This is a genomic window from Anseongella ginsenosidimutans, from assembly GCF_008033235.1.
In the GTDB taxonomy this organism is placed as follows: Bacteria; Bacteroidota; Bacteroidia; order Sphingobacteriales; family Sphingobacteriaceae; genus Anseongella; species Anseongella ginsenosidimutans.
Window position 1 is genome coordinate 1,303,641 of the sequence record NZ_CP042432.1, and the last position, 11,180, is coordinate 1,314,820.

The 11,180-nt window shown below is 51.2% G+C and carries 13 protein-coding genes; 6 read left to right on the top strand and 7 right to left on the bottom strand.

From position 1 onward, the window contains the following. Positions 1–11: 11 nt before the first annotated feature. On the bottom strand, positions 12–1,016 hold the full coding sequence (locus FRZ59_RS05520) for a DMT family transporter (protein WP_207910216.1): 1,005 nt from the start codon (positions 1,014–1,016) through the stop codon (positions 12–14). A 145-nt stretch (positions 1,017–1,161) separates the two neighbouring features. On the opposite strand from FRZ59_RS05520, the gene FRZ59_RS05525 reads away from it, so the two are divergent. The 4 genes from FRZ59_RS05525 to FRZ59_RS05540 all read left to right on the top strand — a co-directional run bounded on the left by FRZ59_RS05525 (position 1,162) and on the right by FRZ59_RS05540 (position 3,627). Continuing rightward, entirely contained in the window at positions 1,162–1,548 is a 387-nt protein-coding gene (locus FRZ59_RS05525; RefSeq protein WP_132128309.1) for a hypothetical protein, read from the top strand. 3 nt (positions 1,549–1,551) lie between these two features. Beyond that, positions 1,552–2,208 (top strand): sigma-70 family RNA polymerase sigma factor, encoded by a 657-nt coding sequence (locus tag FRZ59_RS05530; RefSeq protein WP_132128310.1) that lies wholly within the window; start codon positions 1,552–1,554, stop codon positions 2,206–2,208. A gap of 117 nt (positions 2,209–2,325) precedes the next feature. Continuing rightward, positions 2,326–3,102, top strand: coding sequence for a helix-turn-helix domain-containing protein (locus tag FRZ59_RS05535; protein WP_225975203.1), 777 nt, complete (start codon positions 2,326–2,328; stop codon positions 3,100–3,102). Positions 3,103–3,201: 99 nt separating this feature from the next. After that, positions 3,202–3,627 (top strand): VOC family protein, encoded by a 426-nt coding sequence (locus FRZ59_RS05540; RefSeq protein WP_132128311.1) that lies wholly within the window; start codon positions 3,202–3,204, stop codon positions 3,625–3,627. Positions 3,628–3,737: 110 nt separating this feature from the next. On the opposite strand, the gene FRZ59_RS05545 is transcribed toward FRZ59_RS05540, so the two are convergent. The 4 genes from FRZ59_RS05545 to FRZ59_RS18875 form a co-directional block, all read right to left on the bottom strand. Continuing rightward, a complete protein-coding gene (locus FRZ59_RS05545) occupies positions 3,738–5,246 on the bottom strand; it encodes a RagB/SusD family nutrient uptake outer membrane protein (protein WP_132128312.1) in 1,509 nt (502 codons plus the stop codon). Between the two features lie 34 nt (positions 5,247–5,280). Further along, positions 5,281–6,057, bottom strand: a complete 777-nt coding sequence (locus tag FRZ59_RS18860; RefSeq protein ID WP_225975204.1) for a SusC/RagA family TonB-linked outer membrane protein — start codon at positions 6,055–6,057, stop codon at positions 5,281–5,283. A gap of 199 nt (positions 6,058–6,256) precedes the next feature. Continuing rightward, positions 6,257–7,177, bottom strand: a complete 921-nt coding sequence (locus FRZ59_RS18870; RefSeq protein WP_225975206.1) for a SusC/RagA family TonB-linked outer membrane protein — start codon at positions 7,175–7,177, stop codon at positions 6,257–6,259. Continuing rightward, positions 7,087–8,409 (bottom strand): SusC/RagA family TonB-linked outer membrane protein, encoded by a 1,323-nt coding sequence (locus FRZ59_RS18875; protein ID WP_225975207.1) that lies wholly within the window; start codon positions 8,407–8,409, stop codon positions 7,087–7,089. Before FRZ59_RS18875 ends, FRZ59_RS18870 begins: the two co-directional genes overlap by 91 nt. Before the next feature lie 265 nt (positions 8,410–8,674). On the opposite strand from FRZ59_RS18875, the gene FRZ59_RS05555 reads away from it, so the two are divergent. Next, a complete protein-coding gene (locus tag FRZ59_RS05555) occupies positions 8,675–9,106 on the top strand; it encodes an OsmC family protein (RefSeq protein WP_225975208.1) in 432 nt (143 codons plus the stop codon). On the opposite strand, the gene FRZ59_RS05560 is transcribed toward FRZ59_RS05555, so the two are convergent. Further along, the gene (locus FRZ59_RS05560; protein WP_147698245.1) at positions 9,103–10,026 is read right to left on the bottom strand and encodes a pirin family protein; all 924 of its coding nucleotides are present in this window, start codon (positions 10,024–10,026) and stop codon (positions 9,103–9,105) included. The two genes, FRZ59_RS05555 and FRZ59_RS05560, sit on opposite strands and share 4 nt — an antisense overlap. Before the next feature lie 64 nt (positions 10,027–10,090). Here FRZ59_RS05560 and FRZ59_RS05565 point away from each other — a divergent pair, with 64 nt between their 5' ends. Continuing rightward, positions 10,091–10,795, top strand: a complete 705-nt coding sequence (locus tag FRZ59_RS05565) for a DUF1028 domain-containing protein (RefSeq protein ID WP_132128315.1) — start codon at positions 10,091–10,093, stop codon at positions 10,793–10,795. 73 nt (positions 10,796–10,868) lie between these two features. Here FRZ59_RS05565 and FRZ59_RS05570 read toward each other — a convergent pair whose 3' ends face one another. Beyond that, positions 10,869–11,159 (bottom strand): Smr/MutS family protein, encoded by a 291-nt coding sequence (locus FRZ59_RS05570; protein ID WP_132128316.1) that lies wholly within the window; start codon positions 11,157–11,159, stop codon positions 10,869–10,871. Positions 11,160–11,180: the final 21 nt, after the last annotated feature.

The window sequence follows — 11,180 nt, forward strand, 5'->3', positions numbered from 1 at the left end:
AGGAACAGAAGTCAGTTCGGCTTATTTTCTGTCTTGTTTCGCTTTTCGCTTTCTGCTCCGCTGTTGTTTTCTCCCTTGCTTCCGATCTCTTTTCCCTCCCCGCTTCCAGCTTTCCAGCCTATCAGCAGGATGCCGCCGATGACCAAGGCGGTCCCTGCCAGCTGCCCCGCAAAAATGGGTTCCCCAAGAAACCAGTGTGCCTGCAGGATAGTGGAAACCGGCCCCACAGCTGAAATAATGGAAACGTTATTCGAGCCAATTCTTTTAAGCCCGTTGGCAATCATAAAAGAAGGCAGCACGGTGGCTACCACCGCAAGGAGCAGCCCGTACCATATCAAGCCCGGTTTGATAATGATCAGTTGTTCGCCATTTACAGCAAGTGAGTGCAGCAGTACGCCGGCAGTAGCAGCGAGCATCGCATAGGCGGTGAATTTTTTATCGCCAACCTGTTTTATCATTCGACCGCTGCCAATGAGATACATCGCAAAGGTCATCGCACAAAGCAGGATCCACAGGCTCCCGGTAACGATGTCCCTTCCAAATCCGGAGATATTCAGCTCACCCAGGTACGCAATGACAGCGCCGCCGTAGATAAGGGCCAATGCCAGGCCTTGCCGCCGGGTAACAGGCTGCCGGAACAGCAGCATGTTCAGCAATACGGTAAAAGTAGGGTAGAGAAACAGGATAAGCCGTTCCAGGCCCGCGGAAATGTATTGCAGGCCGATAAAATCGAACAGGCTGCTCAGGTAATAGCCTAATATGCCCAGTAATATGATAAGGACCCATTGCCTGCCGGTGAAACGCACGTTCTCTTTTTGGCGGGAAAAATAAAATGCAGCAGCAAGATAAAAAGGCAGGGCAAAAAGCATGCGTACCGCCAGCAAACTAAGCACGTCTGTCCCCGTGTCGCGGAATGCCTGCTTTACAAAAATAGCCTTGGTGGAAAATAGAATAGCCCCCGCCAGCGTAATGGCAAAGCCCCCAAGGAACACGGAAGATTTCCCCCTGATAAGCATCAAATCCTGATAAAGAACCAAAGATACGGCAATTCAGGCTTAAGAGGACAAATTCTGTTGCCGCGTTCGGCAGGGCCATTGTAACCTTTTGGTATCAGCGCTACTCTATTAAATGATAACACGTAAAAATTTAAAGGAATAAGACATGGAAAACAGTATGCAGCATCAGGTCAAATTTGTATTTAACCTGCTAAAGATCACGTTTGCGGTCGTCCCGGTCGTAGCCGGCCTGGATAAATTTACGAACATCTTAACCGACTGGTCACAATATCTTCATCCCGCACTGCTGGAAATGTTACCGCTTTCCGTGGCTGCTTTTATGATTGTGGTAGGTATCATTGAGATCGCAGCGGGGATCCTTGTTTGGATAAGGCCGGGAATGGCAGGATACGTAGTAGCCGCATGGCTTACCCTGATCGCGCTCAACCTGTTGTTCAGCGGCCGGTACCTGGACGTAGCCGTGCGGGACCTGGTAATGGCTATTTCGGCATTCGCTATGGCAAAAATGGCTACATTAGTACCAAAAGAGTAAGGGATGTTGACGAATGGTACGGAATACACGGATGAAGCACTTATCAGCAGGATCGTCCGGGGTGAAACCGCCCTGTTTGAATTGCTGATCCGGCGAAATAATACGTACCTGTATAAGGTGGGGCGCGCTTATCCCTACGGGCATGAGGATACGCAGGATCTGATGCAGGATACCTTCGTGGCTGCCTACCTGCACCTTGGCCAGTTTGAACGCCGGAGTAGTTTCAGGACCTGGCTGGTGCGGATCATGCTGCATAATTGTTACCGGAAACGGCAGAAATGGAGCGCTAAACATATTGCGGCGGCCGAGATTCAGCCTGGGATGGTCCCGGCATTTTCCCGCGGCAGCGAAACGGACACGAACCAAACCGTTATGAACAAAGAATTGCGATCGGTCATCGAGCAGGCGCTGGAGCGGCTTCCCCTGGATTACCGGATGGTGTTTACGCTTCGCGAAATGAACGGCATGAACGTGGCTGAAACCGCGGAAGCGCTGCAAATCAGCCCGGCTAATGTGAAAGTACGGTTGAACCGGGCAAAGGCCCAGCTGCGCCGGGAAGTAGAAAGATCCTATTCTGCCGGGGAATTATTCGAATTCAACCTGGTTTATTGTGATGCAATGGTCAGCCGGGTCATGGAAAAGATATCGTCTTTAAAATAGGAGAATAAGCCAGGCGAGGCCCGGGGTGTTGCCGGATGCAGCGGGAGCTGGCGCAAATGCCCCCTTCTTTTGTCATTCCCACCCCGGCCGGGAACTCGGGTAGACTGCTAAATTTGGATGATGAAAGTCAGCAATCTACAGCCTGGCAACGCCCTTGCCGGCTACGTGCAGCGGATCCTGGTCATTGAAAACTATCGGGTAATTAGTCCTTTTATCTTGCCGCTATTTGCCAACGGTGCGCCGACGCTGCTTTTTCTGACGGCCGCCGGCACGCTTGACAACAGTCCCGCGAATCACCTGACACTTTTCGGGCAAACGGTATTTCCAAGGACGTTGACGGTTAAGGAGAACTTTACCCTGATAGCCTATTTCTTTAAACCGCATGCCCTACATGCGCTGTTCGGGGTTCCGGCGCATGAACTGGCAGACTATCCGGTTTCACTGAATTTGCTGGAACCCGGGATGACTGCTGAACTTAAAGACCGCTTATTGAATGCAGGCTCCACGAAGATCATGCTGTCCTTGCTGGACAATTATATTTTTCGGTTGATCACCAGGACCCGGATCGCTGCTGAAATGGTCATGCATGCGGCAAATATGGTCGCCTCCTGCACTTCGGGCGAATCCCTTGCCGCGGTTCAAAAAGAATTGTATGTTACGGAGCGAACATTCCAGCGCCTGTTCAAAAACGCGATAGGCATAGCACCTAATCTTTTCAGGCGGATATGCCAGTTCAATGCCGGATTTCAGCAGCTGAACAGCGGAAGGTTCTCCAGGCTTTCCGACATCGCCTTTGCGCACGGCTATGCCGACCAAAGCCACTACATACGCACTTTTAAGGAATTCACCGGAACTACCCCTAAAGACTACCTCAAGTGGGCCGGCGGGGCATAATGCCCAAGGCAAGATTGTCGGTTCTGTTCTATTTTGAGGGAGGCAGCTCTTCTATCTTTGTCTGAAGATAAAAAGAGTTGTTAAACAAATTAATCCAACATGAAGAATCCGATTTATCCCTGCCTGTGGTTTGACGGGCAAGCCCAGGAAGCGGCAGCATTTTATTGCGCCATTTTTGAGAACTCAACGATCACCGCAGACAACCAAATGGTGGTCACCTTTGAGCTGAACGGCAAACGTTTTATGGGTTTGAACGCCGGCCCGCAGTTCAAGTTCAATGAAGCCGTATCCTTTGTCGTGGATTGCGAAACCCAGGATGAGATCGACTATTACTGGGCGAAGCTTACAGCGGATGGCGGTATCGAAAGCCAGTGTGGCTGGCTGAAAGACAAATTCGGCGTTTCCTGGCAAATTGTCCCCACCATTCTGCCTTCGCTCCTGAGCGATCCCGCAAAGGCGCAGAACGTAATGGAAGTCTTTATGAAAATGAAGAAGTTTGATATCGAAGCCTTGAAAAATGCCTGAAACAGGCGAACTGTCCGGCATCCGGGCCGGAACGAAAACGAGGGTGTACCTCTTCGATACACCCTCGTTAAAAAATAGATTAATGCGCGAAAAAACCGCCTGACGGCCTGTTAAAAGTGAGGAGTCAGGGCGGCCTCGTCGGCAGGCAGCGGAAAATATTGGTCCAGGTTGGTGAAAGCGTTATTAGGCGGCTGATACCCTTCCGGATAATAATAGGTTTGCGGGTTATTCTTTACCCTTTCGCCGTAAGGCGCAATGATTTCCTGTATCCGGCCTGTCCGCGCAATATCATACCAGCGCTTGTTTTCGAAAGCCAGCTCCACTCTTCTTTCTTTGAAAATGGCTTCCCGCAGTTCCGCCTGACCTGATGCAGTCGTGGCGCCCAGCCCTGCCCTGGCACGTACCTGGTTCAGGTAGCCGGCGGCTTCTCCCGTCTGGTTCTGTTCATTTAAGGCCTCCGCCAGGAAGAGCAAAGTCTCCGCGTAACGATAGATGGGCCAGTTCATGCCCGTATTGTTATGCTGGCTGTGCGGATGAACATATTTTTTGACATAAGGATAGGTGTCTTCGATCCACTGGCTGCCGCTCAATGTGACATAGCCAATGGTTGCCTCCTCCCGTTCGTCTCCTGCCTCGTAGGCGGCGATGAGGTCCGGAGTGGGCGTATTGTTGCCTTCTTCCGAAAGGTTCTGGGGATTGCCCGTACCCATAATGGCCCCAAGTTCAGACGCCGTGATGGGCCGGGGCATAAACCGGTAAACAAAATTACTGCTGTATCCTTCCGGGCCCTCCTTGTACTGGACTTCAAAGATGGACTCCATATTGTTCTTGTTGCCGGTCGAGGTGGAAAATGCCTGATCGTAGGAAGGCATCAGCTCATACTCGCCGCTGGTTTCAATCTCCAGCAGGACGGTAGACGCATCGGACCATCTTTTCTGGGTCATATACAAATCGGCCAGCAGCATCCTGGCGGTGCCGGATGTAACTCGTCCCGGTTCCTGCTGCGATTTGGGTAGCAAAAGCTCCGCTGCGGATTTGGCTTCGGTTTCTATCAGCTCATATAACTGTTCTTTAGTAGCCAATGGCTGCGCGGCCTCTTCCCTGGTGGCGACGGGCTCCAGCTGAAGGGGCGCTTGCCCGAATGCGCGTACAAGGTCAAAATAGGCAAAAGCCCTTAAGAAATGTGCTTGTCCTTTGAGGTTCTGCTTGGCCTGTTCGTCAAATTCAACCTCATCAATCAGTGCAAGTACCTGGTTGGCCCGCGAAATGATCTGGTAATTCCTCCGGTACTGGTCCCGTATATGCGTGTTGGTAGTGAGGCCATCCGCCTTTGGAACACAGAAATCAGCCAGGTTCTGATCCTGGTCCCGGGCGCCGAACAAGGGGTTCCTCGCGTAATAGGCATTGTCGGAATGCATTTCCCCCAGCAGGTAGGCATTTTCGTTATAAATGGCTCTCAATGGAACATAGGCCGCATTCACCGCTTGCTCAAAATCCGCTTCGGTTTTGAAAAAGGTGGCTGAAGTAAGTGCGGTTTCCGGGTATAGCTCCAGGAAACCTTTGTCGCAGCTTACCAGGCTCAGACCTATGAAGCTGCTGATGACAAGTAACTTTTTCATATTTTCTCGTTTAAGAATTGAATACCTTTGAATGTTAGAAGTTCATGTTCACTCCGAAAGTAAAGGTGCGTGGCACCGGGTAGCTGGACAGGTCCACTCCCTGGCTCAGGTTCCCTCCGTCGCCGTTGCCGTCTCCCTCTGCGCTGGTTTCCGGATTGGGGCCGCCCCAGTAATTGGTGAAAACAAAAGCCTGCTGCACCGAGGCGTAAACGCGTACTGAACGGAAAAAGCGGTCCAGTTCATCAAAGGTATGTCCCAGCGTAATGTTCTTGATCGCAAAGAACGAGGCGTTGGCAATGAACCGGCTGTTCATCCAGTCCCTTTCAACCCCGGTAATGTTCCCGTCGGCCCCGGCTGTGATCCCGTAAAATCCTCTTCCCGGGTTCTCTTCTGAACGGAAGCGGTATTTCACATCCCTCAGTACATTGAATACACCGTCAAGGTTTGCGGTACTGTATATATGGCGTACCAGGAGTTCATTCCCGAAGGAACCTGAACCTACGATGGAGAGGTCGAATTTGCCGTAGCGGAAATTATTGGTGATGCCGTAGGTAAACTTGGGGAAGGGGCTGCCAATGATCGTCCTGTCGTCAAAATCGCCTCCGTAGCTGATCACTCCGTCGCCGTTGACGTCCTTGATCTTAATGCTTCCCACTACCGAGCGGCCCGGGATCTGCGGGGAGTTCTCGAGGTCTTCCTGGTTCATGTAAACCCCGTCTGCTACCAATCCGTAGAACTGCCCGAAAGGCTTGCCAACCTGGGTAATGTGGAACGTTCCGTAAACCCTGTCAATGCCGTCCGCCAGTTCCATGACCTTATTACGGTTAAAGGAAATATTTGCATTGGTGGTCCAGCTTAGCTTGCCTTCCAGATTACGGGTACTGAGCGCCAGTTCATGCCCCCAGAACTTGATCTCCCCGATATTGTCGTTGAAGTTGCCAAAGCCTGATTCCTGGGGATTTGCACGCTGTACAGCAGGTTCGTCGTTCTTTTAGTATAGAAGTCGTAGATCAGCTGTACCCGGTCATTGAAGAGGCCCAGGTCCAGCCCCATGTCAAACTGCCTCGTCGTTTCCCAGCCAAGCCCCTGTTGGCCAGGGAGGAAATTGCCGCTCCCGGAGCCACTACATCACCGAATACCGCATTGACCGTATTATTGATAAGCGCGTGCTGGGTGTAATTCCCGATATTATTATTCCCGATCACCCCGAAGCTTGCCCGAACCTTGGCAAAGGAGATTTTGTCAAATGTGAAGAAGTCTTCATCAGAGAGGATCCAGCCTGCCGAGACCGAAGGGAAGGTTCCCCAGCGGTTCTCGGAGCCAAAACGGGAAGAACCGTCGCTGCGGACGGCCGCGGTGAACAGGTATTTCCCCTTGTAGTTATAAGTCAGCCGTGAAACAAAGGAGGTCAGGCTCCATTGATCGGCTGCGTTATTGGTTCCGCCGCGATTTATATTCAGCGCTCCCTGCACGGTAGGCAGGCGGTCGTCGGAATAGGTATCGGCTTGCAGCCGGGTCAGTTCACGATGAAAAGTCTGGTTAGTGAAGCCGCCCAGCAGCTCAAAGTTATGATCGCCGAAAGAACGGGTATAAGTAGCCAGGTTCTCATTCAGCCAGCTTCGTTCTTCGTAATTCATCCTGGTAGATACCGCGGTAGTTGGAATAGGCACATTCATGCCGCTGGTCGCGGTGGAAGGATTGAAGAAGAAGAATTTATGGTTCGAGAATTCCACATTGAAGGTTGATTTCAACACCAGGCCATCCAGGGGCTCATACTGGATATAAGCATTGGAAAGCACGTTCACTTCCTTAGTTTCATTCACCAGTTCCTCTGCAGCCCTTACCCAGTTAGGATATACATAAATGTTTCCGGTACTGGCCGGGAACTGGTTGGAAAGGGTTGGTTCGCCGTTTTCATCATAAATGGGCATAATAGGCCATGTGTGCAAGGCGTTGAAGAGGATCCCTGTGCCGCGGTCGCCGTCAGTACGGGGATATTATCTTCAACATACTGCGGGGCGACGTTGAATCCCATTTTAACTTTATCTGATACCGAGAAGTCGTTATTCATCCGGAGGGAATAGCGCCGGTAGTCGGTGTTGAGAACAACCCCCTGCTGGTCGAAAATGCCCGCCGTGATAGAAGTATTGGAGTTTTCCCGGGTTTGCACCATCGACAGATTGTAGCTTTGAATCGGCGCTGTCCGCAGCAGCGCATCGTACCAGTTATTGTCGTTCATGTCGCGGTACTGGGACGGGTTCTGGAAGGCTTCCGGCACCGGGCGTCCCACATCTTCATAAATTTCCTTTTTGAACTGGGCGAACTCTTCGGCATTCATCATTTCAATCCGGCCCTTCTGAGGCACTTTCTGCCAGCCTGTATAAGCGTTAAAGCTGACATTTGTCTGGCCCGGTGTTCCCCGTTTCTTAGTGGTGATCAAGACCACGCCGTTGGCAGCCCGGGAGCCGTAAAGCGAAGTAGAAGCCGCATCCTTCAGGATGGAAATATCAGCGATCTCATCAGGGTTCAATGAATTGATTCCCCCGGTGATCGGGAATCCGTCCACCACATACAGCGGGTCGCTTCCTGCCGAAACCGACATTTGCCCGCGTATCCTGACGGACATGCCCCTGCCGGGAATCCCCGTAGTTTGATTGATTTGTACGCCGGCCACTTTGCCCTGCAACTTCTGAGCTACCTGCGGTACGGGAATATCTTTAATATCCTGGCTCGAAATCGTCTGGACCGCTCCGGTTACCTCGCGTTTCAGCTGGCTCCCGTATCCAACTACCACCACTTCTTCCAGCTGCTGCTGATCCGGGACGAGGGTCACATCTATGGTGGTCCTGGAGCCCACGGTGATCTCTTGTGTTGCATAGCCGATGGAAGTGATGACCAGCACGGCGTCGGGCCCCGGTACTTCCAGGGTAAATGCTCCGTTCTCGTCGGTAGAAGCTCCCAATTGCGCTCCTTTAACGGTAACGCTGGCACCGGGAAGGGGAGCGCCGGATTCATCGGAGACTGTCCCTTTTATTACTGACTGCCGGCCCGACCCGAACGAGCTGGACGAAGTCAGGGCAAAAGCGGCAACTAAAATCAAATAGAATACCCGTTTCGTAGCCAGAAAGCAATTCCGGCTACAAAAAATCACGTTTTTTGACATTTTACTTTGGTTTTAGGTGAAAGAAAAAAGAATTCGCATTTCTACATATTTATGAGGTTATGGCACTTCCAATCCAACACGTTCGTGTACACCGTACACTTAAAAGATCAGATAAAATGGTCTGGCATACATTTAAATGTTGGTGTAGTGAAATTAAACAAAGCGCCGCCGCCAACTATCCTGCCCTGTCCTGCTAAACCGTTGTACGGGAGCAATCCTGCGAAGCCATCCCGCGGTTTGCCTGGGTTGGCTTTGCCGGGAAAAAATGGTAATTTACCACAAGATCAATGTATTACAGATCATGGCACAAGTAACCGCCGTTAATGGCAAAGAAAATTACCTTATTGAAATTTCTTCTCCCACCGGGAACAAAGTAACAGCGGATGAGCCCCTTGATAAGGGGGGCAGGAACAAAGGTTTTTCTCCTAAGGAATTGCTTGCATCCGCTTTAGCTGCATGCACCAGCGCAACGGTAAGAATGTTTGCAGCTCGCAAGGAGTGGGAACTCCGGGATGTTAAAATAAACATTGAACTGCTGGAAGAAGATGGCAAAACCACTTTCCGCCGAACGATAAAATTTGAAGGCAACCTGGATAATGCTCAGCAGCAGCGTTTGTTTATGGTAGCGAACGCCTGTCCCGTGCATAAGATCCTGACGAATAATATTGTCGTCGACTCAACCATGAAGCGGGGTTAAAAACGACATTCAGGAAAGCACCTCCGGAGGGGCCCGGAAGGCCTTGATTTGTCTTCCGGCAAGGGAATGAATGTGTCGTTATCATTGGGAGGCAAAATAATGCGCCCTTGTTTCCAATCTTCCTTGGCCTGTTCTATTCGTTCCTTCCGGCTCGACACAAAATTCCACCAAATGTAACGGTTTCCCAGCGGCTCGCCGCCAAGCAGCATAAGTGTGGCTTTTTCTTTTGCAATGATCAGCGGGTCGCCTCCTTTGGTAAATACCAGCAGTTTTCCCTCACCGTACGTATTCCCGTTCACTTCTATACTCCCTTTGGCAATGTAAATGCCTCTTTCGGCATGTTCTTTTGGCAATCCAAAGCGGGCGCCCTGGCTTAGCACCACATGCAGGTAAAATAAAGGGGAACTCGTTTTCACGCTGCTCAGCAGCCCGTAGGCATTTCCCGCGATCAACCGCATCCATACGCCGGTGTCGGTAAAGACAGGCAGCTGTTCAACGGTATAGTTATGGAATGACGGCGCCGACTCTTCGTCTTTTTCAGGCAGGGCCACCCATGTTTGGATCATTTCCAGTTCGCCGCCCGCCAGTACCGCAGGGTCCTCGAAACGTTCGCTATGAGCAATTCCGCTGCCTGCCGTCATCCAATTCACTTCTCCGGGCTTTATCACCTGTTCCACCCCAAGGCTGTCCCGGTGAGTAACGGTTCCGCCGAATAAATAACTGACCGTTGACAAGCCGATATGCGGATGCGGCAGCACGTCGTACTCACCTGCATCCGGCACTTCGGCGCGTACAGGGCCCGCGTGGTCCATAAAAATGAATGGTCCCACCATTCTTCGCAGCCGGAACGGAAGGATCCGGTTCACCGTCAGGTTCGGGCCGATGGAAGCTTTCCTCGATTCAATGACAATATCAAGCATAATTCTTAAAATTACTTATTTCCCGGCGGATTACGATACTTCCGGATTCTTATTATATTCGTTCATGAAAACGTCGGCATTGATCGGCATCCTGGCGCTATGCGGCTTTAATGCTTTTGCCACCTGGTCCATTATAATTATTGATCCTGAAACGAAGGAAATTGGAATTGCCGGAGCCTCCTGCAGTTATAATTGCTACGGAATCGGCAGCATTATGCCGGGTAAAGGAGCAATCATTGTGCAGGCGATGAGCAATAACGAGGCCCGGGAAGAAGGTTTAAAGATGATCATTACAGGAGCCACGCCGAAACAGATCATCGCGGCGATCAGAAACCGCAAGTTTGATCCGGAACGCCAGCAATACTCCGTGTTGACGGTCAGCCACATGAATGCTGCCACTTATACAGGCACCTCGACCCATTCGTCTAACGGGGCGTTAACAGCGCCGGGCATTTCTGTACAAGGCAATACTTTAGCCGGCAAGCAGGTACTCCAGGCAGTTTTTGCCGCGGCCTTGAAGGCAAGAAATGAAGGGCTCCGGATAGATAAGGTCCTGATGCGGGCGCTGGAAGCAGGATCAATCGCAGGCGGCGATAAAAGATGCGGAGAACAAAAGGCAACTTCGGCATTTATTACAGTTACGAAGCCAAATGACCATCCTAAAAGACCCTATCTCGATTTAGTAATATTCGGCCAGAAAAAAGGCGGCCCCAATGCAGTATTGATGCTCCGGCGGAAATACGACAAGTGGGCCGAAAAAGAACGTTGAAAAATGCGACTACTCCTTTCATCTTTTTAATCTGCTTTACGCAGGAAGTGCTGTGTCAAATTCATCCACGACTTTAATACCGGATCCGTACCACGACGATATCAGGGTTGAAGAAGGAAGGTTCAAATGAGATGATCTCCCCCTCACGGGCGTAGGTCTGTAACTCCTGGTAAACGCGTTCACGGAGGGCGCCTTTTCCGCGCCCGTGGATAAAGCGGATTTCTTTTTCGCCGTTGGAAATGGCTTCGTCCAGGGCGGACCGCATCCGTTCGATGCTCACATTCAACATGGCTTCGGGGCTCATTCCGGACGTGTTCCGCCTGAATGCCTGTAAATGAAGATCAATTTCCCTTGGCTTGCCCATGATATCTGTGAATCAGCAAGC

Coding starts and splice junctions, on each gene's coding strand:
- FRZ59_RS05555 (WP_225975208.1), top strand. CDS start 8,675: ATGGTAATTTACCACAAGATCAATGTATTACAGATCATGGCACAAGTA.
- FRZ59_RS05525 (WP_132128309.1), top strand. CDS start 1,162: ATGGAAAACAGTATGCAGCATCAGGTCAAATTTGTATTTAACCTGCTA.
- FRZ59_RS05565 (WP_132128315.1), top strand. CDS start 10,091: ATGAAAACGTCGGCATTGATCGGCATCCTGGCGCTATGCGGCTTTAAT.
- FRZ59_RS05570 (WP_132128316.1), bottom strand. CDS start 11,159: ATGGGCAAGCCAAGGGAAATTGATCTTCATTTACAGGCATTCAGGCGG.
- FRZ59_RS05530 (WP_132128310.1), top strand. CDS start 1,552: ATGTTGACGAATGGTACGGAATACACGGATGAAGCACTTATCAGCAGG.
- FRZ59_RS05560 (WP_147698245.1), bottom strand. CDS start 10,026: ATGCTTGATATTGTCATTGAATCGAGGAAAGCTTCCATCGGCCCGAAC.
- FRZ59_RS05520 (WP_207910216.1), bottom strand. CDS start 1,016: ATGCTTATCAGGGGGAAATCTTCCGTGTTCCTTGGGGGCTTTGCCATT.
- FRZ59_RS18860 (WP_225975204.1), bottom strand. CDS start 6,057: ATGGAACTGGCGGACGGCATTGACAGGGTTTACGGAACGTTCCACATT.
- FRZ59_RS18875 (WP_225975207.1), bottom strand. CDS start 8,409: ATGTCAAAAAACGTGATTTTTTGTAGCCGGAATTGCTTTCTGGCTACG.
- FRZ59_RS05540 (WP_132128311.1), top strand. CDS start 3,202: ATGAAGAATCCGATTTATCCCTGCCTGTGGTTTGACGGGCAAGCCCAG.
- FRZ59_RS18870 (WP_225975206.1), bottom strand. CDS start 7,177: ATGCCCATTTATGATGAAAACGGCGAACCAACCCTTTCCAACCAGTTC.
- FRZ59_RS05545 (WP_132128312.1), bottom strand. CDS start 5,246: ATGAAAAAGTTACTTGTCATCAGCAGCTTCATAGGTCTGAGCCTGGTA.
- FRZ59_RS05535 (WP_225975203.1), top strand. CDS start 2,326: ATGATGAAAGTCAGCAATCTACAGCCTGGCAACGCCCTTGCCGGCTAC.